This is a genomic window from Halobacillus trueperi (assembly GCF_003386945.1).
Lineage (GTDB): Bacteria > Bacillota > Bacilli > Bacillales > Halobacillaceae > Halobacillus > Halobacillus aidingensis.
On record NZ_QUAE01000015.1, the window covers coordinates 17,304 to 41,881 of the forward strand.

At 41.6% G+C, this 24,578-nt stretch carries 24 protein-coding genes; 2 read left to right on the forward strand and 22 right to left on the reverse strand.

The window, feature by feature from the left end:
* Positions 1–242: 242 nt before the first annotated feature.
* The 4 genes from DYE48_RS15365 to DYE48_RS15375 form a co-directional block, all read right to left on the reverse strand.
* Positions 243–2,693, reverse strand: coding sequence for a DEAD/DEAH box helicase family protein (locus DYE48_RS15365; protein WP_115824393.1), 2,451 nt, complete (start codon positions 2,691–2,693; stop codon positions 243–245).
* Positions 2,680–3,003: a nucleoside triphosphate pyrophosphohydrolase gene (locus tag DYE48_RS15370; RefSeq protein WP_115824394.1), complete on the reverse strand. Its 324-nt coding sequence runs from the start codon at positions 3,001–3,003 to the stop codon at positions 2,680–2,682. The genes DYE48_RS15365 and DYE48_RS15370 overlap by 14 nt, the downstream gene beginning before the upstream one ends.
* A gap of 36 nt (positions 3,004–3,039) precedes the next feature.
* Positions 3,040–3,204, reverse strand: coding sequence for a hypothetical protein (locus DYE48_RS21210; RefSeq protein WP_167449522.1), 165 nt, complete (start codon positions 3,202–3,204; stop codon positions 3,040–3,042).
* A gap of 535 nt (positions 3,205–3,739) precedes the next feature.
* Positions 3,740–3,997: a helix-turn-helix domain-containing protein gene (locus DYE48_RS15375; RefSeq protein ID WP_115824395.1), complete on the reverse strand. Its 258-nt coding sequence runs from the start codon at positions 3,995–3,997 to the stop codon at positions 3,740–3,742.
* Positions 3,998–4,252: 255 nt separating this feature from the next.
* On the opposite strand from DYE48_RS15375, the gene DYE48_RS15380 reads away from it, so the two are divergent.
* Positions 4,253–4,984 (forward strand): M48 family metallopeptidase, encoded by a 732-nt coding sequence (locus tag DYE48_RS15380; protein ID WP_115824396.1) that lies wholly within the window; start codon positions 4,253–4,255, stop codon positions 4,982–4,984.
* A 40-nt stretch (positions 4,985–5,024) separates the two neighbouring features.
* Here DYE48_RS15380 and DYE48_RS15385 read toward each other — a convergent pair whose 3' ends face one another.
* The 16 genes from DYE48_RS15385 to DYE48_RS15460 all read right to left on the reverse strand — a co-directional run bounded on the left by DYE48_RS15385 (position 5,025) and on the right by DYE48_RS15460 (position 22,456).
* Positions 5,025–7,973 carry a type I restriction endonuclease subunit R gene (locus tag DYE48_RS15385; protein WP_115824397.1) on the reverse strand — a complete coding sequence of 983 codons (2,949 nt, stop codon included), beginning with the start codon at positions 7,971–7,973 and terminating at the stop codon, positions 5,025–5,027.
* Positions 7,970–9,184, reverse strand: coding sequence for a restriction endonuclease subunit S (locus DYE48_RS15390; RefSeq protein ID WP_115824398.1), 1,215 nt, complete (start codon positions 9,182–9,184; stop codon positions 7,970–7,972). The genes DYE48_RS15385 and DYE48_RS15390 overlap by 4 nt, the downstream gene beginning before the upstream one ends.
* Entirely contained in the window at positions 9,177–10,658 is a 1,482-nt protein-coding gene (locus DYE48_RS15395; RefSeq protein ID WP_115824399.1) for a type I restriction-modification system subunit M, read from the reverse strand. The genes DYE48_RS15390 and DYE48_RS15395 overlap by 8 nt, the downstream gene beginning before the upstream one ends.
* A 96-nt stretch (positions 10,659–10,754) precedes the next feature.
* Positions 10,755–11,492 (reverse strand): Rv1352/Rv1906c domain-containing protein, encoded by a 738-nt coding sequence (locus DYE48_RS15400; protein WP_115824400.1) that lies wholly within the window; start codon positions 11,490–11,492, stop codon positions 10,755–10,757.
* Positions 11,493–11,573: 81 nt separating this feature from the next.
* Complete coding sequence (locus DYE48_RS15405) at positions 11,574–12,560, reverse strand: helix-turn-helix transcriptional regulator (protein ID WP_115824401.1); 987 nt, start codon at positions 12,558–12,560, stop codon at positions 11,574–11,576.
* 182 nt (positions 12,561–12,742) lie between these two features.
* Positions 12,743–13,981, reverse strand: coding sequence for a replicative DNA helicase (gene dnaB, locus DYE48_RS15410; protein WP_115824402.1), 1,239 nt, complete (start codon positions 13,979–13,981; stop codon positions 12,743–12,745).
* Positions 13,971–14,303 carry a hypothetical protein gene (locus tag DYE48_RS15415; RefSeq protein WP_115824403.1) on the reverse strand — a complete coding sequence of 111 codons (333 nt, stop codon included), beginning with the start codon at positions 14,301–14,303 and terminating at the stop codon, positions 13,971–13,973. The genes dnaB and DYE48_RS15415 overlap by 11 nt, the downstream gene beginning before the upstream one ends.
* Entirely contained in the window at positions 14,300–15,025 is a 726-nt protein-coding gene (locus DYE48_RS15420; protein ID WP_115824404.1) for a DnaD domain protein, read from the reverse strand. The genes DYE48_RS15415 and DYE48_RS15420 overlap by 4 nt, the downstream gene beginning before the upstream one ends.
* Positions 15,026–15,182: 157 nt before the next feature.
* Positions 15,183–16,055 (reverse strand): TIGR03943 family putative permease subunit, encoded by an 873-nt coding sequence (locus DYE48_RS15425; RefSeq protein WP_115824405.1) that lies wholly within the window; start codon positions 16,053–16,055, stop codon positions 15,183–15,185.
* 7 nt (positions 16,056–16,062) lie between these two features.
* Entirely contained in the window at positions 16,063–17,076 is a 1,014-nt protein-coding gene (locus DYE48_RS15430; RefSeq protein WP_115824406.1) for a permease, read from the reverse strand.
* A 90-nt stretch (positions 17,077–17,166) separates the two neighbouring features.
* Positions 17,167–18,123: a CobW family GTP-binding protein gene (locus DYE48_RS15435; RefSeq protein WP_167449523.1), complete on the reverse strand. Its 957-nt coding sequence runs from the start codon at positions 18,121–18,123 to the stop codon at positions 17,167–17,169.
* Positions 18,124–18,494: 371 nt separating this feature from the next.
* Positions 18,495–18,800 carry an AbrB/MazE/SpoVT family DNA-binding domain-containing protein gene (locus DYE48_RS15440; protein ID WP_115824408.1) on the reverse strand — a complete coding sequence of 102 codons (306 nt, stop codon included), beginning with the start codon at positions 18,798–18,800 and terminating at the stop codon, positions 18,495–18,497.
* Between the two features lie 222 nt (positions 18,801–19,022).
* Positions 19,023–20,591, reverse strand: a complete 1,569-nt coding sequence (locus tag DYE48_RS15445; RefSeq protein WP_115824409.1) for a metal ABC transporter solute-binding protein, Zn/Mn family — start codon at positions 20,589–20,591, stop codon at positions 19,023–19,025.
* Positions 20,592–21,175: 584 nt separating this feature from the next.
* Positions 21,176–21,463 carry a hypothetical protein gene (locus DYE48_RS15450; RefSeq protein WP_147299289.1) on the reverse strand — a complete coding sequence of 96 codons (288 nt, stop codon included), beginning with the start codon at positions 21,461–21,463 and terminating at the stop codon, positions 21,176–21,178.
* 77 nt (positions 21,464–21,540) lie between these two features.
* Entirely contained in the window at positions 21,541–21,960 is a 420-nt protein-coding gene (locus tag DYE48_RS15455) for a hypothetical protein (protein ID WP_115824411.1), read from the reverse strand.
* Positions 21,961–22,066: 106 nt separating this feature from the next.
* On the reverse strand, positions 22,067–22,456 hold the full coding sequence (locus DYE48_RS15460) for a hypothetical protein (protein ID WP_147299290.1): 390 nt from the start codon (positions 22,454–22,456) through the stop codon (positions 22,067–22,069).
* 761 nt (positions 22,457–23,217) lie between these two features.
* On the opposite strand from DYE48_RS15460, the gene DYE48_RS15465 reads away from it, so the two are divergent.
* Positions 23,218–23,403 carry a hypothetical protein gene (locus tag DYE48_RS15465; protein WP_115824413.1) on the forward strand — a complete coding sequence of 62 codons (186 nt, stop codon included), beginning with the start codon at positions 23,218–23,220 and terminating at the stop codon, positions 23,401–23,403.
* A gap of 126 nt (positions 23,404–23,529) precedes the next feature.
* Here the strand turns inward: DYE48_RS15465 and DYE48_RS15470 are convergent, their stop codons facing one another.
* Both DYE48_RS15470 and DYE48_RS15475 read right to left on the reverse strand, forming a co-directional pair.
* Positions 23,530–23,757 carry a WYL domain-containing protein gene (locus DYE48_RS15470; protein ID WP_115824414.1) on the reverse strand — a complete coding sequence of 76 codons (228 nt, stop codon included), beginning with the start codon at positions 23,755–23,757 and terminating at the stop codon, positions 23,530–23,532.
* Between the two features lie 371 nt (positions 23,758–24,128).
* Positions 24,129–24,425: a hypothetical protein gene (locus DYE48_RS15475; protein ID WP_115824415.1), complete on the reverse strand. Its 297-nt coding sequence runs from the start codon at positions 24,423–24,425 to the stop codon at positions 24,129–24,131.
* Between the last annotated feature and the right edge of the window lie 153 nt (positions 24,426–24,578).

Here is a 24,578-nt window from a genome sequence, read left to right on the forward strand (position 1 = left end):
GCTATAATTCTTCCTAGTTTTACATATTTCTCATTTTATAGATAAATGTTCCCATTGGCAAAGTCCTCCAAAGGAAGTTGCGGGCCACTTCACTTACGCTTCCCATGTATAGATGAAATGAACTTTTCAAATTGATTCTCCTTTTCCTTTGTACACATTATCTACCAAACCTCCCATGAATTTGAGGTTAAGTTGCATAGTATGGTTGGGAGGAAAAGGCCAAAAGGACATCCCCATTTTTTCTAGTACAATATTTCTTGTTTTTTCTCAAAGTAACTGTGTAATCGATAGTTACAAATTTCTTCTGTCATTTTATATAATAAGGCTTTATGTTCAGTTGAAACATGAAAGGATAAAGAGAAAATCCCATTATCGAATTGAACTAAGCCTCTACTGGACCCTGACCATTTCGTAAGAGGCATATCTGCTATGAGCTTCGCTACTTTTTGCTTGTCATATTTCCAAAGGGCTTTAGTATTTTTGCTACTAAAGTCTGTGTCCCTACGGTATTTATATTCCATAAAGAATTCATGAAAATAAGGCGCGACTTCCTCTGGAGTTATGGGTTCTGTCCACTTTAATTCTCCTCGACTTAACATGTATTGGAGAACGACCATTTTGTAGCTTTTTGTCATCGATGTACGTTCGACTTCTTCAATCCAATCACTATATAATGAATAAACGTTCTCTTCTTCATAAGAAAGCTCATCGAAAGCTGACAAAAAGCCCCCATAACTTTTCCATATTTGTTTGAATTCTTTACTGTTCACTGAACCTCTTAAGTGCATTTCTTCATATGTCGGCCTTCTGCCTAACTCTTCCTTCACTTTGTCATAAGATATCTTCACTCGTTCTTTCCTTGGACTGCGCTTTCTTAAAAGTTCTTCAAGCAGCTTTACAGCTCTTGTATCGATCTCAACTTGGCAACCAGCTGGTACAATAGGTTTTAATTGGTTACCTTTTTTCGTTTCTTCCTTATCCCTCGTATCAAAAAGCTTCAATTTCACATCAGCATTTCGATAATTCCCGATCATATCAATGATGGTACAGTGCGATTTTTGATGATGTTTTCGCAAGCCCCGCCCAATCTGTTGGGTGAAAACAACCAGAGACTCTGTCGGGCGCACAAACAAAATCGTATCTACAGAAGGAATATCTGTTCCTTCATTAAATAAATCCACAGTGAAAATCGCATCAATCTCCCCATTTTCAAGCTTTTCAATGGCACCTTTGCGACTTATATTCATCGTCTTTGAATGTAGAGCAATAGTCTGGTAACCATTTCTTTGAAAATAATTAGAGAGAAATTCCGCTTGCTTAATATTTGAACAAAAACATAACGTGCGTGTCTGCTTATGCTTTTCCCAATTTTGTATAATGTTCTTTGCTGTAGACTCTTGTAATTGAGCTTGAATGAGCTCTTCTTCATCGTACCGGTTTCCTAACCAGGTGATTTTTGAATAGTCAATGTCGTCATAGACTCCATAGTAATGGAAAGGAGAAAGCCAGTCTTTTTGAATAGCCTGAATAAAGTTCATTTCATAGGCAACGTTTCCGTCACACAAAGCAAATATGTCTTGCCCATCCGTCCGCTCAGGAGTGGCGGTAATCCCCATTAGAAACTGTGGTACAAAATAGCGCAGTATATTTTGATACGATTTATTTGAAGCATGATGGAATTCATCAATCACTATCAAATCAAAATGCGATGGATCAAATTTTTTCAAGTGATCATTGATACTTAGTGTGAAGATAGATGCAAAGATCATAGGATGATCCATATCTTTTACTTTTCCGTTATAAATGCCCCCTGTTTTGTCAGGCTGCACATGTTCGAACGATGCCTTTGCTTGATAGAGTATTTCTTCACGGTGAGCTACGAAAAGGACCCGTTCAAAATGCTCAGCTAGAAATGCGGCGAGGTATGTTTTACCGAGACCCGTAGCCATAACAACCATCGCTTTATCATAACCTTCCTCACGTGTGGTCAACAGTGCCTCCAGTGCCGCTGGCTGAGCAAACCTAGGTTCCAGTTTCTCATTGGAAACCTGGTATTCTTCATCTGTTTCGTTGATTGTGCCAGGCTCATCCCTTCCAATAGTCATCTCTACCTCTTCTTGCTTGGTCCAATGATGAACAAGCTCGGGATGATTATTATGAAACTCTGTATGCTTCTCTTCGTATTTTTTTATCGTTTCCTTGTTAACTTTCATTGTCGTATCATCACTAAATAGTTTAATGAAGTGATTCCGAGCGTCTTCATATGTATCCTCAGAGAGGAAACTTTGCATGTAAAGGTTCCATTCCACTCCGTTTGTCAACGCAGAATTGGATAAATTAGATGATCCCACAATTAACGCTCCATCTTCCTCAGTGTTGAACATAAAAGCTTTTGGGTGAAATGAACGTCCACGGCTTTGCCAAAGTCTTATTTCTACAGTCTCTCCAGGTAGTTCTGATAATAACTCCAGAGCCTCCGGTTGAGTCACGTACAAATAATCTCCTGTGAGAATTTTTATATCGGCTCCTCGCGAGGCTGCTTCCTTTAAAGCCGGATACAGCATTTGAACTCCAGATTTCATAATGAAAGCACTTAAAATGTAGATCGTATTGGACTGGTGGATGTAATCAAGGACTTCATCCACCAGCTGGTTTGTAATTAACTTTGTATCTTGAAGATCATTCTTCGACATGTACTAGGAACACCTTCTCTTCAAAAGCTCCTCGTTTCTCAGCTTTTTGCTTTCGAACTTCTTCCACTTCTGTTATGGAAGAACCGTGTTGTTTGGCTAAAGCATTCATTAACTCTAACACATCGGCCAATTCTTCAACCGCATCTTTATCATTGTCTGCTTCTAAATATTCGTTCATCTCTTCCTTTAACTTTGTTCTAAGCTCCTTACGATAGGCTTCATCAGAAAGAATTTGTGTTTTAAGAGACTTGCCTTGATCTTCAATAATTTTTGGTATAAGATCACGTACTAATTTATTATAAACTGGCATCTAATCACTCCACCTTAAGGTTAATGAACAGCTATATTAAAAAGGCACTTCCGTTAATTTTTTATTTATATAAGGTGTTCGCCATGTAAGCGGGCCTGAACGAGAGCACTTCACTTGTTCATATAATAAAGCTTCAACTTTTTCTCCAATTTCTAAAAATTCTGAGGCCACATCTTTCATAAATGAAAACATAGAATTCATTTTATATACCCCTTTTTTACACAGTATTACAAAGATGTTACAAATTCTTTATTTATTTTACCATAGAAAACCTGCTTGATTTAGGGGATCATTTACATTTCTTTTGGTAATTTTTATATTTTAAGTATAGCGAAGAGGGAATACAAAAATGTGCACACCCAACAAACGTTCGAAAATTAAATCCTTCTTTCGTAAATACATACCTGAAGAAATATAGAATGGGCCTGCTTTTTTGCTTGCTCACTTCTCTAATTTCGCTTAATCGTTTGATAAAAAAAAAGACCTATGACGAAAGAAGATTTGTTTGACTTCTCCAGCACAGGTCTCTATCCTAATATTCGTTTAAATCACAATCCTTTATTGATGTTAGTATACCTTGAACCGCTTCATTCTTGTTGGTAGCCTCTACTTTATAGTGACGGTCATAAAATTTGGTCATAGCAATACATTGATCCGCTTGATAAATCTCAATAAATAACGGTGTACGCTTAACCTCAAGGTATAAGTACTCTTTATAAAATATGTATGTTCCCTCCTAACTATTTATAGATGAGTCTGGTGTTTCATCGATTTCTACTAGCAGTGAACTAGGTTGGACTTCAAGGACATGTGCAATTCTATAAAGCATAGGTAGTCTTGGGGATCTTTCCCCTCGCTCGATGAAACTGACATATGTCCGATCAATACCAACTAAAAATGCGAATTCTTCCTGTGATAATTTTCTTTCTTCACGTAATTGCTTAACTTTTTCTCCTACTGCTTTTCGTACTTGTAAATCATAATCTTTTTCCATACTTAGATCTTCTAATGGTATGAAAAAGAGCACCACGTACGGAGAGTCACATGTAATATATTCCCAATTATTCTTCACTTCATATAAAACAATGGGAAGACTCTGCAATTCGTATCTCTCTAAAATTGCTTGAGGAGATGATCTAAATTTAAGTAAAAAGAACACCTCCCCAACAAACGTTCTGGTTCATATTCTTTTTTCGGTCGTTACGTGTTATCCTATCTAAAGAAAACAACATAAAGGTATGTGATCTAGATGCCACAAGTCCAATACGGCACCACCACCATAGACTATGAATTACTTCACATGAAACGAAAAGACTTGAAAATCACTGTAGATCTAGTGAATGGCGTGCAAGTAGCAGCTCCAGAAGAGGCCAGTATGGAAACGATAGAAAAAGGCATCAAGCAAAGAGCCTCGTGGATTAAGAGTAAATTGCGGGATATGGAACAAGTCCACACCCCTTCTTTTAAGAAGGAATATGTGAGTGGGGAGAAGTTTCCCTATCTAGGTCGTCACTATCGGTTGAAAGTTCATAAAGAGGCTGTTCCTACACCAGCATTGAAGTTTCATCAGGGGAAGTTTATTGCCATTGTTCCACGCGATTGGGAATACGAACATGTAGAAAAGGTTCTCGAAGCAAAGCTCATTCAATGGTATCGCGATCATGGCATAGTAAAAGTGAAAGAACGCGCGGAGATTTATGAAGAAATTCTCGGTGTGTCCCCGAACTCTTTACAATTACGTACGCAACATAAACGTTGGGGAACATGTACACCTAACGGGGATATTTATTTGAACTGGCGAATTGTCATGGCTCCTGTTTCCGTCATCGACTACGTAATCGTCCATGAACTTGCTCATTTGATTATTCCCGAGCACAACGAAAAGTTTTGGAATGTCGTGCAGTCAGTCCTCTTTGATTATGAAAAAAACAAAAAGTGGTTGCGAGTTCATGGAATGGAACTTCATACGATAGGTTCATAAAAAGGCAAGGTACCCGGATCTGGGACCTTGCCTTTTGGTATTAGTATGCGATTTGTTTATAATGGACTTCTGCAAGCTTCATGATTTGGTGGGCAACGTTTTCCACTCGATCTCCTGGACAGTTGCTTGCCCTTAATTGCTTTTTGATATTTCTCCTCATTTGTCGCTGGACGTCTTCCTTTTCTGTCCAGTCGATGACCGCGTGGTTTTGAATCACTTCTGTAATCATATGCGTCAATACTTTGAGATTTTCTTCTTCATGAGCATCCAGTTCTCTATCAAGCAATTGGAAGAAAGGGTATTGTTCCGGTTCAAATCCATGATCCTTACTTTCTTCTGCATTGTTCCTCATCTCATGGATCATTTCCCGATACTCTTCCAGCAATTCTTCAATCGTCATCTGTCTCTCTTTGCGACGTTCGATCAAGTCTTCCAATCGCTCTTTAAGAGAGGTATAGAGCACAGGATTTTCATCCAGTTTCATACGTATTTCGTGTTTGATGGCGTGTTCCATTTCTGCTGCTTTAGATTCTGGTGTTTTGATTTCATCTATTTTATCCTCGAAGCGGTTCGATAAAATATCAATCGGCTCAAACAGAATGTGTGGTGTCGAAGCATAGACATGCTCTTCAATAAGCTGACGGACTTTTTCACCACAATCAGAAATATCCGCCCCATCTTCCTCATGGTAACGGGACTTTGCCAAGACACGGATCTTCCCTAACCATTTCAAATCGTCCAAGTAAGGCTTTGCTTTTGGGCTCGGCATAATCATATCCATGCTTTCAGAAAAATGCTTGAACGCCGTATCGAACTCATTACGGATATCTTCCGGTTCGAGAACAGCTAAACAACCATCGAGATCATCTTGATTTTTATAATCAAAGAAACGCATCGCTTTGCGGTGGCGTGTTTGCAAACGCGGAATTTCGGCATCTACATCACTCATAGCCCCTTTAATATCCTCTTCATGGAAAATGCCAAGTGCTTCTTCCAGAAAGCGAGACACCCCAAAGTAGTCGACAATCAGGCCATATGTCTTCTTATCATACGTCCGGTTAGTACGGGCGATGGCTTGTAACAGGTTATGCTCTTTTAACGGTTTGTCCAAGTACATCACCTGCTCTATTGGAGCATCAAAGCCTGTCAGCAATTTATCACAAACGATAAGAAAACTGAGTGAGTCTTCTTCCATCGGCTTTTTGAAGCGCTGAATGACGTCTTTCTCATCTTGTCTGGAGAGGTGGTGTTTTTGCATTTCTTCTTTATCATTATGACCAGCTGATATGATTACTTTCGATTCATAATCACTCAGTTCATCAAGCATGTTTTTATATAAGACGGCTGCTTCCCTTGATATTGCAACAATTTGCGCTTTGAAGCCATTCGGTTTGATATGATCTTCAAAGTGTTGAATGATATCAAGTACAATTTGCCGAACCCTTTTCGGTGAAGCCGTAATCGCTTCTTCTGTCGCAAACTTCTTCTTAATTCGCTCCCGATCTTCCTCTGAGTAATCTCGGAAAAATCGGTCGAACAATTGATCAACACTTTCCCCTTGAACATGTAGGTCAACAAGACGGGATTCATAGAAAATCGGTACCGTTGCGCCATCTTCCACCGCCTGTTCGATGGTGTATTTATCAATGTAGTTACCAAACGTCCTCCTTGTGCTTTTATCTTTTTTATCAATAGGTGTGCCGGTAAAACCGATATACGTAGCATTTGGTAAAGCCATTCGCATGTTCAATGCTAAAGAACTGTACTGACTGCGGTGGCTTTCATCGACCATTACGATAACATTTTCCGACTTTGTCATTTCCGGAAAGCTGTCTTCCCCTTCTGCTTCCTGAAACTTTTGCACGAGCGTCATAATCGTCGATCCAGGCCCCTGTTTTAAATAGTCTCTCAGTTCAGAAACAGAACCTGCCTGTTGCGGGTTCGGAAACTCACAGCGGCGGAACGTGTTCGTAATTTGCTGGTCCAGATCTTGACGGTCAGTGACGATCACAATAGTCGGGTTTTTCAATTCGGCGATTCGCCGCAACTTCGTCGCAAGGAAAACCATCGATAATGATTTCCCAGAACCCTGGGTCGCCCAGACGACACCTCCGCGATCTTGGGGAGTGTTTTCATGAAGGATACGGTTAACCGCACGATTGACCGCACGATGTTGCTGGTACCGAGCAAGTTTCTTAATGACTCTCCCCTCTTCAGGCTCATAGACGATAAAGTTTTGGATAAGATCCATTAAGCGCTCTTTTACTAGCACACCTGTAAGAAGGATATCCTGTGCCGAAGGGCTCGGCCCAATTTCCGAGACTGTACGTGGATAGGGATCTTTCCATGAACTATAATGCTGCACCTTCGCGCCAATTGTCCCCACTCTAGCACGATCATTACTTGTGGAAATGACGAACTGGTTGTAATAAAAGAGATTTTCACTATCCTTCTGATAGCGAATGAGCTGCTTCACTCCTTGTCCGATCTGTTCATCGGGGGGGAGTGTCGGACTTTTACATTCAATGACCACGAGTGGCAGACCGTTCACAAAGATCAAGAGGTCAGGACGAATCGTTCCTTTAGCGTTCGTAATCGAAAACTGATCGACAACGAGAAATTCGTTGCTTTCCAGATTTTCAAAGTCGATGAGCTGAACCGTTTGACTTTTACGACCTTTTCCCAGGTCCTGCTGAACAGATAGTTGGTTAATCAAAACCTCATGGAAGTATTGATTTGCTTCCATGAGGTTTGTATAGTCTAGGTGCGTTATGTTACGGACGACTTTATTCAGATTGTTTTCATTGATCCAGGGATTCAGCTTTTGAATAGCTTGTGTCAATCGTTTCTTCAAAACAACTTCAGACTGAGTGTCTCTCTCCTGGTCCAGGCTGGATCCTGTTTTATGTGTATACCCGAAAGACTTCAACTGACCTATGGCACGATCCTCTACTAGTTTTTTCTCGTTCCAGTCCTGAGTAATGTTCACGATGTGATCACCCTTGCAGCTTTTCCAGGTACGCGTACTTTTCCAGTAAGGAGTTGTTGCATTAGACCCTTTTTTAGGTTCTTCAATTTGTTTGATTTTTCAGTTTCATTTATAAGTTTCAATTCAAAAGAACTTATTATTTCTGCTATCTTCATTTGTTCATCTTTCGGTGGCAGAGGAATTATAAACTTCTTAATTCGGGTTAATGCTAGCTTAGGCTGAGCATTAAGAGTTTGCTCTCGGTTAATATACCGTTGCACAATGGAGCTTTTTAACACATATTTCAAGTAATCTTTGTCACAAGAAATTTCACTTAAGCGATCTGCATTTTCTGTAAGATTGGCACCATCCAATTCTGGAGGAACTTCTCCAACTTTTCCTAAGGTACCTGCTACAGAGATATACAATTCACCTTTGTAGATTCTGTAACGAGTTATTTTAGTAGCAACTTCATATGGAACGAATTGAATACTTTCCATATTTATCCCTTCTTCTCCTAAATCAGCCACCCTTATATACGGATGGCCAGTATCATAATCCACAAGAGAGACCCCTTTTGGAAGTCTCTTTCCACCAGTTACTTTTGCGATGTTTTGTAACTCTACTACATCCCAACTTTCAGGTATCTCTCCTACAGTCGTTTCCTTGAAATTTGTATGTCCAATGCCTTTGGTTAACAGCTGTTGCATCAACCCTTGTTTCACTCTCCCGGTCTGGGAGATGATTTGTTCGGTCTTCTCGATCGCTTCATCGACAGAGGAAAGGATGGCCGCGATTTTTTGTTGTTCAAAATGTTTGGGATAAGGTACATCTAAATTGGCCAAATCACCCTTATTAATAGCTGTAAATGTGCTTCCTTGTTGTAATCTAGCCCATTTTGGCTTCATGTACTGTAAATAATAAAATAGAAAATCACGATTAATTGATTTTACACTTATTCCACTTACACCTCGGCCAATAGCCGCAGTTTCTTGCAGTATATTGAGGTCTCCTACTGGTGCTCTTACACTTATCAAAATATTTCCTTTTTCCGCCACTTTTTTAGGCTTATCACAAAAACGTGTTGGGGTAGGGTTTATATAGCCAAAATCCGCATTTCCTTGGTAAAAAGGAAGTCCAACTCCATCTTCATTACAATCAGAGGATGCAGGAGATTGGCCCATTACAATATCAGTAACTTCATTTAATTTTTTAGTATCCCACCTAAACATTGTATCCAATCTCCTTGATATAACTATACATTTTCTCCTCAATCTTATCTCGTTGTTCTTCTATATTCCTCAATTCTTTTAATGAAGCTTGAACATCTACCTCTTCTTCTTCTTCTGTGCTGTCAATATATCGTGCGATGTTCAAATTGAAGTCGTTCTTTTCAATCTCTACAAGGGATACCAGACGACAATACTTCATTTGGTCTTTCCATTGGTCATAGGTTTCTACTATTTTAGTAATATCTTCTTCACGCAAAAAGTTTTGGTTCTTTCCTTCTTGATAATCCTTTGACCCATCCAGTATGAACACTTTCCCTTTTTTATCTTCATCTTTATTTCGATTCAGGATAAGGATAGCTGCAGGGATACCTGTTCCATAAAAAAGGTTTGTAGGCAACCCTATAACCGCTTCTACTAGGTCCTCTTCTAATAAACCTTGACGAATTTTGCCTTCCGCTCCACCACGGAAAAGAACTCCGTGTGGCATAACGACTCCTGCTTTTCCCTCATGATTCAACGTAGAAACCATATGCTGTACAAAAGCATAGTCACCCGCGTTCTTTGGAGGGAGACCAAAACGGAAGCGTCCGAATTCATCACTTTCTGCTTCTTCGCGCCCCCAATTTTTAAGGGAAAATGGTGGATTAGCGATGACACGATCATAACGAAGAGGTTCGCCACCTTCCGTCAGTTTTGGTTCCCGAATCGTATCTCCACGCTCGATACGGTGATCACTCAACCCGTGAAGTAGTAAGTTCATTTTACAGATCGCCCATGTGTTCAAATTGCGTTCCTGCCCGTGCAAGGAAAGGTTGCGTGGATTTCCACCATTGGCTTTAATATAGTCAACAGATTGAACGAGCATTCCGCCAGATCCAACGGTCGGATCACACACACGCATGCCTTCTTCTGGCTTGATTAGTTTAACAATCAGTTCAACGACTTTGCTTGGTGTATAAAATTCGCCGCCTTTTTTACCTGCATCATCGGCGAATTGCTTAATCAAGTATTCGTAAGCCCGACCTAGCATGTCAGGCTCTGAAAGGTTTTGATTCCCTAAGTTCAAGGAAGAGAAATGTTGGATGAGTTGAAGAAGAAGTTTGTCCGGTAGCTTTTCTTTATCATTGAAATCGATACTGGCCAGAACACCTTCCAACGCTTTGTTTTCTTCTTCTAACGCTTCAAACGCTTTGTTGATCGTATTACCAATGTCTTGTGTTTGTTCCTGGACATGAGCCCAACGCGCTCGTTCAGGGACGAAAAATTGGTGTTCATCACGGTCATACCAGCCGTAATCGTCCTCTTCTTCTTTTTCAATCGTTACAGCTGTTTCCACGAACACATCATTCAATCGTTTGAGGAAAAGTAGTCCAAAGATATAGTTTTTATAATCAGAGGAGTCGATGCTTCCTCTTAGAATGTTTGCGGATTCCCATAAGTGGGATTCTAATTGTGGTAATGTCAATTTGCTCATATGTTTTAACCCCTTTTATTTTCTCTACTCTCCAATATATCAAATATATTACAATTCCACCAATGGAAAAAGGAGGCCACTAAAGCCTCCTCCCCTTTATTCCACCTTCGTCCACTCACCATTTCCCCACGTTTGGAAACCACGATCAGATTCTTGAATCTCTACAATCGAAGAACCGCCAGGATTATCATTCGCGATGATGGTATCAAGCTCTCCACTGAACCCACTCAGACGAGCCCAGTAGCCTCCCCCACTCTCACTCTTGTATGTCCCGGGTTCGATGTCTTTTCCAACCAGGTACGTGCCATCACCGAAGCTCGTTTGTGTTTCCGGTGCATAGCTGTCATCAATCAACGTCCAGCTGCCGGTGCCCTGGGTGCTGAAGGCGGTGTCGGATTCTTTCACTTCGACGTATTCTTGGCCTTGTGGGTTGCCGTTTGCGATGATGTCGTCGAATTCACCGCTGAATCCGGCGAGGCGTTCCCAGTAGTAGACGGATCCTTCTGATTTATAGAGGCCTGGTTCGATATCCGTTCCGACTTCGTGCATGCCTGTAGAGACTTTTACGGTGTCATTTTCTGCCGGTACTTCTTCTTCCGTCTCTTCCACGATAGGTTCTTCGGTTTCCTCTTCAGCTGATGCTTCGTTTTCTTCCGTTGAGGTCTCTTCGGCTTCTGTGCTGGCCGCTTCCACTTCCTCGACTGGAGTTTCTTCCGGTTCTGCTTCTGCCTGGTCCTGTTCTTCTCCTCCGCCTTGTGCTGCTGCGAAGACTACGAGGATCACGACTCCCCAGAACCACCATTTTTTGATGAAGCTTTTCTTTTGTTTCGCCATGTGTTTGTTCCTCCTTGATTTGTGTTAACTCAAGGATAACGGATGGGGTGATCAAAAATTTGCACTCCCAACACACGTTCTCTATTCATACTGCTTGGACATCTTTTGCACTTCTTCTTTCACTTGAGCGACGAGGGATTCTGGTGAGGCGACTTTCGCTTTGTGTCCCCAAGTGAGAATCCAGCCAATGAGTCCGATGCTCATTTTCGCCTTCGTCGAAAGGATGAACCGGTCGTCACTGATTGCCTTTATTGAGGCGTCTTTTCCGAAACGGTCGAGGACGACGTTCAGTAAGCTTGCATCGAATTCGATTTTAATCCATGTCTCTTCCCCAGCGAACATGTGGAAGCTTTGGTCGACGTATTCTTTAACTAAGAAATCCTGCTTCCGTTTGAAACGTTCTTCCGATATTTCGATGTTCCGCATCCGATCCAAACGGTAGTGGCGCATTTCCCCGTTTCCGCGGAACCTTCCGATCAGATAATAGAAATCGTTCTGCCAGATGAGGGCATAGGGCTCGACATGATATGTATCGCCGTTCCGGTGGTATTCGAATTCCTTGTCCATATTGTATTTTCCGTACTGGTAACGTAGCACCTTCTGTTCTGAGATTGCCCTGTGGACATTGTCTATGCTCAATTTGACGAGTTCATAATCGTCATTCGCAGACTGGGAGTACAGGAGCGGATCCGGGAGTGTCTTTGCGATATGTCTACTTGTGAGCTGTTTGTTCCGCTCGATCAGATCCTTCTTCTCTTTTTCTGTGATGAACTTCGCGGATAGGATGGCGTCATTGATGAGCCGCAGCTGATAGGTCTCGAAGACGCGGTCCTGATAGCTGTAATACACTTTACCGAAACGTCCGGTATTGCGGATAATTTCGATTCCCGCATCTTCGAGCACGTCCATATCACGCTTGAGTGTACGAGCATCGAATTTAGCTTCCGGGCCGAAGTAGAGCTTCAGTTTTTCACAGATTTCCTGGATGCTGAGTTCATGATGCTCATCCGTCTCTTCGAAAAGGATATCCCTCAGTTTGAGTAGTCGTGTGTTGTTGTTCAATTCCATGATACGGCCTCCCCTATTTCGAATCTCCTTCCAGTATAATACAGGAAGCAGCCGGAATAAATGGAGTTTTCTTGATATGTATAGAACCGTGAAGGATTGAACGGAGGATGTATTCTTCTCGAAGTACAACCGGTCATCTGAAGATTACTAGACGTTTCATTTTATGACTCAGCGAATCCAAATCACGCAAACCGCCCGAACTCTTTTTCAAACCCCAACATCACCGTCCCCACCGGACCATTTCTCTGCTTTCTCAAAATCACCTCCACCACATCACTACCTTCTTGCGAATAGTAATCATCTCGATACAAAAAGCTGATGACGTCAGCATCCTGTTCAATGTTACCGGATTCTCTCAAGTCGGACATCATCGGGCGTTTGTCTTGACGCTGTTCAACGCTTCGGGAAAGCTGGGATAGAAGGATGATCGGAATGTTGAGTTCTCGGGCGAGGAGTTTCAGTTCGCGAGTGATGGCGCCGACTTCGAGGTCGCGGCGTTCATAGCGGCCTTTGACATTCATCAGCTGCAAGTAATCGATGATGATGAGGTGATCTTGATTGGGCTCACCAGCTACGGAGGCTCTGATTTTTGTCGTGATGTCCTGGACGGTTTGTTGACGCTCGTGAATGGACAGATTCCACTCGGCGATCTCACCTATGGCATGGAAGGAACGTTTGTAGTCTTCGGCGGAGAAACACATACTGCGCCACTTCTGCCCGTCGATGCGTGCTTCTGAAGAAATCATCCGCTGCAGCAGTTGCTTGGATCCCATTTCCAGACTGAACAGGTCGACGGCTCCTCCGTTCTTGCAATGGTTCATGGCGATATTCAAGGCGAAGGCGGTCTTCCCCATCGAAGGTCGGGCAGCAACAATGATCAAATCGCCACGCTGTGCTCCTCCTGTCATTTTGTCATAGTCATCGAATCCTGTGGGTAAACCTGTCTGTACAGGTGAGGAGATCATCTCCATGGCGATGTCATTGAGCTGCTCTTTCACCGTCTGCTCATCCGCTTCCGGGTCCTGATCCAGCAGATGAAGCTGCTGCTTCAAGCCAAGCAGCGCATCAGCACTCGGATTCTCGATGTACTCCATCGCCGACTGTCTCATTTGCTGGTTCGTGTAGGATTCAACGAGGAGTTTTTCATAGAAGTGAAAGTTTTCAGTGGTCGGAACGGATTCGGCCAGTCCTAACAGGTAGCTCACTCCGCCCACCTGAGCAATCTCTTCTCCGAGACTCGTGGTTACCGTCACCATATCCACCGGTGTTCCGTTGTTGTCTACCTGCTGCATCGCAAGGAAAATGCGTCGATGGTCGTGTCGGGAGAAATGCTCAGGGGCGAGCGTCGTTTGCTTGATTTTCTCACTGTCTACGAGAAAAATACCTAACAAAGCCTGTTCTGTCTGTAGATTATGACTCATGGGACTTCACCTCTGCCAGCGTTCGGAACTTTTCCATGAACCGCTGCCGGGTCTCATCAGATACTTCAGCCGCTTCCGCTTCCCACACTTTCATCTGCTCTAAGTGGCGGTTTACCTCAGGTTCATAGACAGCGATTTCTCCAATGGTCGGCGGGAAAGGACTCCGGACGGCGAAATCGGAAAGCTTGGCCATAACCCCTCTATAATCCATTTCCAAAAGCTTCGGAATCAGCATATTCGCGACACGCTCGGTGATATCGAATTTCTGCGGATACAATTCACTGATTGTCTCAAGCACCTCGATGGCTTCTTCTCTTTTCATGCCTGCACCTCCTCTCTCAACTTATCGAACACCGTTTTGTTTTTCTCTTGCTTCGAAGTGGTCCTCTTTTTCTTGTGAGCCTTCTGCGCTCGTTCCGCTCCTCTCAAAGTGCGGACGCCCGCTTGTTGCCACTGTTTCAGAATGCCTTCACAATAGCTGAAGAAAGGCTTGTTGCTCTCAACCGAAAGCTTCATCGATTGTATGACGAGCTTATCCGACATCTCATCACACCACTGGCTGATTTTTTCTGCGATGAACGGTGACAGCGTCCCGATGTTTTTTTCGTAAAAATGGTGGGGATTGTCGTCTGGCTTTTCTACTACTTCTTCTTTTTCTTTCGTTTCGTTTTGTTTAATTAATGTGTTCGAGTTGCCGCTACCGTTGCCGTTCGACTTGCCACCACTGTTCTCGTCCACACTGTCGTTCTCATTGTCCATTTCTTCATATAAAGGGAGAATCCGATAGATGGGAGCCTGGTTGCCAGATCTCGAAGTGAAAGTCACATACCCTTTCTCCACGAGTTCCTTGCGTGCTTTCCGAATGCTGCTTTCACTCAAGTTGGATTTCAGACAAAGCACGGTCATCGAAGCCGTAAATTCTTCTTTCCAACGGGATTTATTATTCACATGCATGAGGCTGTGCCAAAGGTTGATGGCGGCAGAAGTTAGAGGATTGAATTCCTGGTGATCGTAGAAGGCGTTGATCGCTTTGATATAGTTCATTTGGATTCTCCTATTCTTATGGGAAGATGGAGGATTTGTGCATAGAAAAACACTTCCTCAATTCTATAATCGAAGGAAGTGTGTGTTTGGTGTCTATGAATTTGAAAGTTTTTTTATTTTTTTGAAAAGGTTTGTCCCTTATGAAAGCTGGCTGACTTTAAAGAACTTTCGTCAAAATAGGGAAAATGTAAGGATTGGCCGGCTCAGGGATAGGATTGATTTCTTTTATCTGGATGATTGGAAGTTCGACACCATTATACTCTCCTACATCAATCACCCCATGTACTTCCACCCATGTATTTTCAATAAATTGGACGGCCTGGTCCGATTCACTCAACCATCCAATGACCCTTGCATCGGCAACACAATGGGTGATCAGAAACCTTGCCACCACGAGCTGATTGAAATCTAATCCTTCTTCTTTATACACAAAACCTTTCATTTGGATCGTTTTCCCTTTATATTTATGAGGGTTTTCTTCTATTTCATGATAATACGAAGCAAAAATATCCTCGTTCATCTCCACCACATCATCGTTTAGACGACCCATTTTTTGTTCATATTCTTCATCCGTCAAATAATTATTGTTGGGGATCGGCTTGTTCTCATCGAGAGTCGGTGGATTCGATGATGGTTCTTCTTGATAAGCATTTTCTCCTTGTGGGAGAAGGGAACCTTTATTTTTGGCAATCGTTGCATCCAGAGAGGTGAGGTCCAGTCCAAACCCTGTACATAAAGGAAAAAGGAGAACCAGGTAACTCACACACCTCTTTACATACGACTGCTTGTGATCGTGGTCCTCGGTGCACCCGGGAGCGCAGGAGGCATGTTCGTCGGCATTTCCCTGCCATACTCTACCCAGCTGGACGAAAAACAGGAGAACGATCACTCCTGCGGCCACCTGACTCATCAGGACATATTTGGGGTTGATTAATTTCACAATATCCCCGGTATGATGCAATTGGATAAGGAAAAAAGCAAAGGCGGCTAAGAGGATCAGTTTCAAAAATTGATAAAAGTGAAAGCGCACCGCCTACTCACCTGCCCACCATAGATATAGTGATCGTACATACGAAAACAATGACCGTGATGGCTAGGAATAATGTGAACACAAACCTGGATTTGAACACACTCAACAGCATGATCGTATTTTTCAAATCAATCATAGGTCCATAGATTAAAAAGGCTAAAACTGCGCCGGAAGGAAATAAACTACTAAAAGAAGCTCCGATAAAAGCATCTGCCTCTGAACATAAGGACAAAAAGAATGCCAGCCCCATCATGACAACCGTCGCCCCCATCAATCCTTCTCCGAACAAAAAGAGGGATTGGGCTTGTACATAAGTTTGAACAAAGGCAGCAACGAAAGCACCAATGATCAAGTACTTTCCCATATCAAAGAATTCGTCAATGGAATGAATACACATACCCTTAAGCTTCTTCATGAACGATACCTCTGATTGCGGGAGCGTTTCAGAGCCATGCAACCCGGAAACCGAATGTTTGAGCTGGTTGGACTTGAATAAAGTGCTGATCAAGAGGGCGATCAGAAGCGCCGCAACAAAACCCACTCCCATCCGTAAACCTGCCATTTTCATATCATTTCCAAAGGCCATGTACGTCGATAAAATGACAATCGGGTTGATCAATGGTCCTGTCAGAAGAAATCCAATACTCGCGTGCAAAGGTACTCCTTTTGCTACTAATCGCCGGACGATGGGCACGATTCCGCATTCACAGGCGGGAAAAACAGATCCCACCAGGCAGCCCATCAGGATCGCCCGGTATTTATTATGGGGGATCCATCGCTTCACGTGTTCTTCTGTAATAAACATTTGAATGCATCCGGCAATGAGAACACCAATAAGTACAAAAGGAATGGCCTCAATGATGAGACTGAGAAAGATTGTGTTCAGCTGGTTGAAAGAACCGGGCAGGATCATAGAAGCACTCTTTCCAAGCGTTTGACTATACGTAACAAAGTAAGCAACAATAACAAAAGCTAAAACGGCTGTCACATCCAATACTGTGTTGTAAAGCCTGAAAGTCATAGCTTCCTCCTATCCCATACTTTTTCTCGTTCTGCCTTTGTCTTCAAGCATCCACTCTGCAGCTCTATCGTCTTAGCTGCTTCACCAATATCATACCTTTCCGAACCGATTGAAGCTGTGCATTAGTTCTGTTCGCTGGAGCTGATCACCAATCAAAATGATAGCCGGGTGTATGCCTGCCGGATGTTTAATCCTTTCAAACTCGAGCATGTTGGAGGAAAATTGAAAGGAATAAAGGCCTTCATGACCTTCAAGATTCACGACTCCTTTTCCTCTTAAGATTGTTTTAGGTAAGTGGCTCAACCAACTCTCAAAATCTCGTTTCTTCATCTTTGGTAAGGGCTCGATTTTCACGGCACGCAGCCCGGAGTGGTGATGGGAATGAGCATCCTCTTCTCTCATTTCCGCTGAAGAATGGATAGAAGGGTCGATTCGTCTCTTCCATAACTCCAGAGGTGGGACACGCCCATAGGATGTCTGAAAGATCGGGACGGACTCCCCTGCGAGACCTTTGATTTTCCTGATGGTTTTATTTAGAGTCTTCCCTTTGGTCAGGTCCTGTTTATTTAATAGAATGAGATCGGCGCTGGTAATCTGTTCTTCCAGCAGTTTCCTTATGTCCGCAGTGCTTGAAAACACACTCTGATACTCTAAAAAGGTACTGGAGTCTATCAAACTAATCATCGAATACAAACGGAAATGAGACGAATAAATAGGATTTTCTAATACTTTCTTTACTTCGAGAGGGTTGGAAACGCCTGTTCCTTCGATGATTAAAAGATCCAGTTTATTCTTTTGCGTCTCTTGTATAAATTCATCCAACGTTGTCTCTAAATCCTCTTTGATAGTACAGCATATGCAGCCATTTAATAGTTCTTTCACATTTTGTTTCTGAAAGAGAGGTTTTTCTATATTCACTTCTCCCAGTTCATTTAAAATCACGCCTACCCGTCGGTTCTTCCTCTCGCATTCTTCTATCATTTTTAATAAAACGGTGGTTTTTCCACTACCTAAGAAGCCACTAATCATATAAGTCGGTATGGGCACGACTAACATCCTCCTCCATTCGATAAATCGTAATTGTTACTATTTATTACAATCTACTATTTGAACATGAAAAATATACGTTTGGACGATGGCTTTTCCTGAAAATAAGTCAAAGGCCTCATTCGATTTGAGGACTTCAAATTTAAGGATGTAGGTGGGGATTCAGACAGAATGATGATCATAGGACCCATGGACAATGATGGACAAGATGAAAAACAAGACACGAGCCTTATCGAACTGGAGAATTTTTTTATTCATTCGACCATTCTTTCCGAAGAGGATGGACCCACTACACAAAAAAAAAGCGAACCACGGCAAAATGGTTCGCTCTTTTTGTTATCACAATGTATTAAAACCGCATGCGCCCTGCTCTATTCTTTCAGAGGTGTCAGGATCATCGTCTTCTCTACTTCTTCTATGTCAATATGGAAACTTTTCAATCCTTTCTGCTCAAAGTAGGTACGGATTTCTTTCGGAAGGTAGATCAGCCCTTTTCTACCCACCGTGCTCATCACATCAAGGGTTTTATTGGAAGCGGGCTTTATCACGATATCATTATTCTCGACTTTAAACACGACTCTCATCCCGTCTTCTATCTGTAATTTCCTTCTCCATTTAACGGGCATGTTGAAATCACTTTTACGTGTAATATCAATTGTTTTTTGAGTTTGTTTCATGTTTATCTTTCTCCACCCTCCAGATTGGTGTGTTATTTATTAAAATGAATCCCTGTCCGACCTTATAGATTAAGTTCTATGTTCAAAGGTAAAGGAAAGCTGAAGACCGTGGCAGCCTTCAGCTTTCCTATATAGAACAGCCAGCATTTTCTTAACCCGTATAGAAATTTAATGGGCCATCATTTCATGGACGATATCATGTCCATCCATATCTAATGGATATTAGGTCGGCCAGTGAGTCACTTCATCCAGTAAAGCCTCACGGTCATCACCCCAGTAAAGATGGTAGTGATCCGCTTTCGTCGGATAGATACTGTGATCACTAAACTGAATATACTCCGGAAGACCTTCCGCTTCTTCCTCCAGTTTAAAGATATACCTTACCCCTCTATTGCCTTTATCGTAAGTCAAGATTTCATAACCATCCGAGACATAGTCCCCGGATCGTTCTTCTCCATCTTCATAAAAAGTGACGGTCTTTCCGTGAATATCAATACGATTCACATCTGTCTTATACCCCTGCTCATAATATTCCTTGTATTCTTCCGCTGTCTTGCCCCCGTCTTCTGCTTTATGAGCATAGACTTCATCAAGCGTTCCGTCTTTATGGTAAGGGTAAACCGACTGCCAGTCCCCTTCCCAATCGGAAAGCTTTCGGTCCTCCACCTGGCTGTCTTCAAAGTAGCCTTCATAAATTTTCTCCGCTTCTTCGTCATGACCATGTTCATGGCTGTGGTCATGATCGTGCTCCTCAGATTCGCGAGCGTTGTCTGAAGCTGCCGAAGGATTCGCTAAAGCAGTTGAAAGGACTTCTAAGTTACGCTTCATGAGGCTGAAGTAATCCTCATCATTTTCGATATCTTCTTCAGTTAAGACAGATAAGTTATGGATGCGTAACGTCTCGGCGTCGATTTCCTGGCGCACTACTTCTGCTACTTTAGGGGTTACATTCTGTTCGAAAAGTACATGGTTCAAGCCATTATCTTCAGCCGTTTTTACGATATTTTCCAGGTCCTTCTGTGAAGGTTCATTCGCAGGACTTAGTCCAGACACCGCCACCTGCTCTATTCCGTAATTTTCTTCCCAATAGCCATAGGCGGCATGAGATACGATAATCTTATTTCCAGGCAGGCTTTCAATCTCTGCATGGAACTGTTCGTCTAAACGTTCAAGATTTTCTTTCAGCTTCTCAAAGTTTTCATTAAGTACTCCTTCCTTCTCTGGGTTTATTTCAACCAGTGTCTCTTTAATATGTTCGGCCATTTCAATAGATCGAATCGGATCAAGCCACACGTGCGGGTCCTGGTCGCCATGATGATGCCCCTCATGGTCCCCTTCGTGACTACCCTCGTCATCTGCATGGTCGTCATGGCTATCTTCTTCGCCGCGGTTATGGCTATGGTCTTTTAAATCGATTCCTTTGGATGCTTCAAGAATTTGAACATCTTCTGACTCGATAGATTCAGAGATTTTTTTCGCATAAGGCTCTAATCCTGCACCATTAAAGATAAAAGCATCCGATTCCGCGATTTCGATCATTTCTTTCGTCGTTGGTTCATAAGTATGAGGGTCGGTTCCCGGTGGCAGAATAGATTCTACTGAAGCCAGGTCTCCTGCGATTTGTTCTGTGAAAAACTGAAGGGGATAAACCGTAGTGAACACCTTCATCTCTTCCATTGAATCTTGGGATTCTTTTTCACTACCATCACTGCTTGCCTCTTCCCCATTACATGCAGCCATGGTAAAGATAACTAAACATAAACTAAATAATCCTAAAAATTTCTTAAACATCTGCTCTCCTCCTTTACTTGCAGACTTGATTTTATCGTAACCATTACGATTTGTAAATAGTAATCATTACTCTTATTTTATTCTCTTTCTCTCTTCAAGAATGGTGATTGCAGAATTGTTGAATTAAAAAAGTGCCTGCCTCCGCTGGTTAACACTTTAACGCAGCGGGTGCAGGCACTATCCCTAAAACAGCATATTTTTTATTTAAAAGGCCTTCAATATCTCACCATTGTTATGATTGATGTATATTATTTTCGGTGCCTGACCCCCGGTGCGTTAGTGTGATAAAGGATGGTTTAGTATCCACGGTTTGGGCATGAATACGTAGGGTTTATATATGTTTAATAACATATAAGCATATACAGAACAGCGATTTGTATGGAAAACTCTTTGTATGTATAAAAGTCCTTGTAAGCAGGATTTCATCATAAGCTCAGCTCTCCACCTTGGTGTCTGATGCTTGCCCGCATATTAAAAGGAGACTCTGTTACAGCGCATGATCTAGGAAAATCAATGCGCTAATGACCCCACCGCGTTAACACTTTAACACAGTGGGGGTCAGGCACTTTTTGTGAGAAAGTAAATTAATTATCGCTATCATCAGTGAAACTATCACCATTAGAAAAATCATCATGATAAGTATCAAATGTATTATAGTACTTAGCATCTGGGTTACCTAATACTGCTCCTCTTCTTTTATCATATGTTCTTATTAAATGTAATATTGAAAAGCCAATCCCTCCAGCTAAAGCTATGTAAATTAAATAGTCAGCCTCATAAAACAGATATGTACAAACTGAAGCCATTGCAATTATAAGTAATAACACTTCAACTACTTTAATCTCTCTTCCCTCCTCAATATTCCAACACAAAAATCTTACAACTTTGCAGAACTCATCTATGTATTATAAAAAGAACAAACACCTTCTATGGGATAATTGCCTAAAGATTAGAAGAGAAAGACATAAACTTGATAGAAACGGTACAAAGCACCGACAAAAAGTACCGCCACGCACCCTAGCAAAAGGTATCTAACTTTATATAGCCATTCGTATTTGTATTCCTGCGAATCCTCCCACTTTTGATGCTCTTCTTTCACAGTGAAAAATAAGAACAATACAAGTGGCACAACAATAAATACAATTATCACAAGGAAAAAAACCTGATTGTAATACATCATGTGTGCTTCCGACAGAAATGTTTTTAATACTTCACCTAATGCCACAAATAGCAAAATGACAAGCATTACATTAGATGTGAGAATTGAAGAAAGTTTCCGGCCCATCTTAAGGTCTCTTATGATCAAATATGGAATAAAAAATAGCAACCCAATCGCTGCTAAAGCGTAAAAATAAGTAACACCATACATAGAAACACCCCCCTCTTCCTACCTCTACGTAATGACAGCACTATAAGTTCCAACTAAGAGTCCGACTTCTTAAGGTAATTAACAATATCAACTCAAAATTGAGCCTTTAAGAATAAGTGAAAGTGCCGTCGGATCGTTCGTAACCTTCCACATAGTGAGGATCAACATGGTGTGTGTTGTCATCATCAGTGTAGCCTTCTTCATAATCACCATACCTTTCTTCGGAGTCACGATAATTTCTATTATCACCCTTAATGAAGTCAGAAACCGTTTCAAATATTCCACCAACAAAACCAATGGAAATAAGTAGTACAAGAATTGCGCCTGAAACCACAATGAAACTGGAGAAATATCTAACCATTAAAACAAGCAATCCAATAACACCTATAACTTTAAGCATTGTCCCTCCGAAAAAAGCAAGAGCTAAAAGGAATACAAGAATCGCTGCAGAAAATATTAGGGGAGGTGAAAAATGTTTAACTATTAGAATAAACAAGGCAATTACACCAATAATCTTTAAAACAATGATAGTGAAAGTCTCCTTATTAGTTTATTTGTAGTGTGATTTTATACATGCCTCTAATGAAGATTGTTGCGTTTGTAATATGTACTCTCTATTTAATGAAATTATCGGCTAATTATTTCCATTACTAAAGTGGAAATCATAAAAGAGATGGAGAAACAAAAGTTTCTCCATCTCTTAGATTAAACCTTTTTCGTTGGTGCATCGAAATTGCAGGGATGATGTACTTCTCTCTCCTAATTTTTAAAGGTAAAGATATTCCGTCTGAATAAATCGAGCGGTTTCAGTTTTTGTTTTTATTCCATCTTCAGAGGCTCTTTTTTTGAGGTAATACATGTACTGTAAGACCAGTAAGAGAAAATGCAGATAGTTCACGTGTTCATATTGACCTTCTGCCGGCTAATGCAAAAAGGTTCCGCAGGTGATATTCTTCACGCTTGTAGTAATCAGCTTCCCTAACTCCCACTGGGTATCAATTTGAGAAACGATTTCTTTAATTCCGGTCTCATCTCAAGAGCATGAACAATGAAAAAGATCCTAGAAAGCTTTGGGAATTGTTTTCAAAATCAGACCAGGTTTGACTTCTATTAAGGTCTGTTGATGCAAATAATCACTCTATTTAAATTTATTTAATAAGAATTTCACCAAAACAGGGGGGAGGAAATTTCATTAAGAATATACACCCGATTAATATTTGAGTTATGGCTAAACCTACGGGTATGGAGGTGATTGTAGTGGCAAAGAACCAGACAAAGGCAGGAACTGAGGTAGGACAAGGAAGAAAAGAGAATCCGAAATCATTGATGGACCCAAACCATCCCGGAACAGATCCACAAAAAGTAAAGCAGGAAATTCAAAAGGATGTAAGCGCAGGGATAGGGGCCATGACATCGCGTGAGGCGGGATCCATGAAAGACTAAAGAACCACTATTATTGTGGTTCTTTTTTACATACTTATTTTCTTGCAGCTCTCATCTATCCTGATGTACCTTCTATAGTCCCCGCTAGGAGTAACCGTACATTCTACATATTTCGAAAACTGTATTTCAAGGTGTTTTTTTATACTTCTCCCGCTTTTTATAAGGGGTTACAGACAAAATATTGGCAAGCTTAAATGACCGGACAGTCTTACGAGTATAGCAATAAGCCAGGACGGTCTCCTCTTTGATGGAAACAACGCGGATGACCCTTTGTGAGATTTTCCCTTGGTCAGCCATGTAGATGAGTTCCAGTTGTTGCTTCTCCTCTAAAGACCTTCTCAATACTCCATTCATTGATCATCACATCCTTTAACATGAATACGAACACTTGTTCTATTTATGTATATGTTACCACAACGGTTTTAGAAGTAAACTGGTAAATGAAGGTCTCATATATGAGAATAACCTGGGATTTAATAATGGTTAATAACACTGATATAAGCATGGAGAAATGGCTGGGGAACAGGTGCGGAACGACCAAGTTTGGATGTTCACGCAAACCTCAGCCGAAGTCGCTGAATTTCAGGGGAAGACTTGAGGTATTCAGTGAAGAGGCAGAGGTTTTCGAGCTTAACGGATATTACTTATTTAAAATGCAACAGGACAATATGAACCCTGGCAGAGGCCAGGGACTTTTTCAAACGCGCACCGATGCTTTACATATGTTATTCATCCATTTCTCGGTTATCGTCCTTATTGTTATTTTCTTCAAAAGGTTCCTCAAGATCAATTTCCCTGTCACCAAACTCGATCTCCTGATCCTCTCTATCGATGATCGGATAATCAACGTCAGGCCTCGTATCCTCGCCGTTATCTCTGTCCAAACGATTTCTTTGATCGTCCTGGTCATAGCGTGTGGGTTGGTAATTCACATCTTCCGGTTCATTTTGTTCGTTGCCTGTGCAACCGTTCAAAACAGCTGCAATTAACACGCCTAATAAAATGGCTCCTTTAATTTTCATTCGTTCACCTCCTGTTTCAACCTCTAATATTTACAAAAAGCCATTAAATAAACCATTATCAAAAGATGCTTTCAAAAAAGCCCCCAACTTTTAAGGAAGATGGGGACTGCATGATTCCATAAATTTAAATTAACCGGAGTAGTTAAGCCTTTT

What these genes read in the sequence shown, in the direction of transcription:
- DYE48_RS15365 (WP_115824393.1), bottom strand. Translation starts at nt 2,693, where the DNA reads ATGTCGAAGAATGATCTTCAAGATACAAAGTTAATTACAAACCAGCTG.
- DYE48_RS15370 (WP_115824394.1), bottom strand. Translation starts at nt 3,003, where the DNA reads ATGCCAGTTTATAATAAATTAGTACGTGATCTTATACCAAAAATTATT.
- DYE48_RS21210 (WP_167449522.1), bottom strand. Translation starts at nt 3,204, where the DNA reads ATGAATTCTATGTTTTCATTTATGAAAGATGTGGCCTCAGAATTTTTA.
- DYE48_RS15375 (WP_115824395.1), bottom strand. Translation starts at nt 3,997, where the DNA reads ATGGAAAAAGATTATGATTTACAAGTACGAAAAGCAGTAGGAGAAAAA.
- DYE48_RS15380 (WP_115824396.1), top strand. Translation starts at nt 4,253, where the DNA reads ATGCCACAAGTCCAATACGGCACCACCACCATAGACTATGAATTACTT.
- DYE48_RS15390 (WP_115824398.1), bottom strand. Translation starts at nt 9,184, where the DNA reads ATGTTTAGGTGGGATACTAAAAAATTAAATGAAGTTACTGATATTGTA.
- DYE48_RS15395 (WP_115824399.1), bottom strand. Translation starts at nt 10,658, where the DNA reads ATGAGCAAATTGACATTACCACAATTAGAATCCCACTTATGGGAATCC.
- DYE48_RS15400 (WP_115824400.1), bottom strand. Translation starts at nt 11,492, where the DNA reads ATGGCGAAACAAAAGAAAAGCTTCATCAAAAAATGGTGGTTCTGGGGA.
- DYE48_RS15405 (WP_115824401.1), bottom strand. Translation starts at nt 12,560, where the DNA reads ATGGAATTGAACAACAACACACGACTACTCAAACTGAGGGATATCCTT.
- dnaB (WP_115824402.1), bottom strand. Translation starts at nt 13,981, where the DNA reads ATGAGTCATAATCTACAGACAGAACAGGCTTTGTTAGGTATTTTTCTC.
- DYE48_RS15415 (WP_115824403.1), bottom strand. Translation starts at nt 14,303, where the DNA reads ATGAAAAGAGAAGAAGCCATCGAGGTGCTTGAGACAATCAGTGAATTG.
- DYE48_RS15420 (WP_115824404.1), bottom strand. Translation starts at nt 15,025, where the DNA reads ATGAACTATATCAAAGCGATCAACGCCTTCTACGATCACCAGGAATTC.
- DYE48_RS15430 (WP_115824406.1), bottom strand. Translation starts at nt 17,076, where the DNA reads ATGACTTTCAGGCTTTACAACACAGTATTGGATGTGACAGCCGTTTTA.
- DYE48_RS15440 (WP_115824408.1), bottom strand. Translation starts at nt 18,800, where the DNA reads ATGAAACAAACTCAAAAAACAATTGATATTACACGTAAAAGTGATTTC.
- DYE48_RS15445 (WP_115824409.1), bottom strand. Translation starts at nt 20,591, where the DNA reads ATGTTTAAGAAATTTTTAGGATTATTTAGTTTATGTTTAGTTATCTTT.
- DYE48_RS15455 (WP_115824411.1), bottom strand. Translation starts at nt 21,960, where the DNA reads ATGTATGGTGTTACTTATTTTTACGCTTTAGCAGCGATTGGGTTGCTA.
- DYE48_RS15470 (WP_115824414.1), bottom strand. Translation starts at nt 23,757, where the DNA reads ATGAATGGAGTATTGAGAAGGTCTTTAGAGGAGAAGCAACAACTGGAA.
- DYE48_RS15475 (WP_115824415.1), bottom strand. Translation starts at nt 24,425, where the DNA reads ATGAAAATTAAAGGAGCCATTTTATTAGGCGTGTTAATTGCAGCTGTT.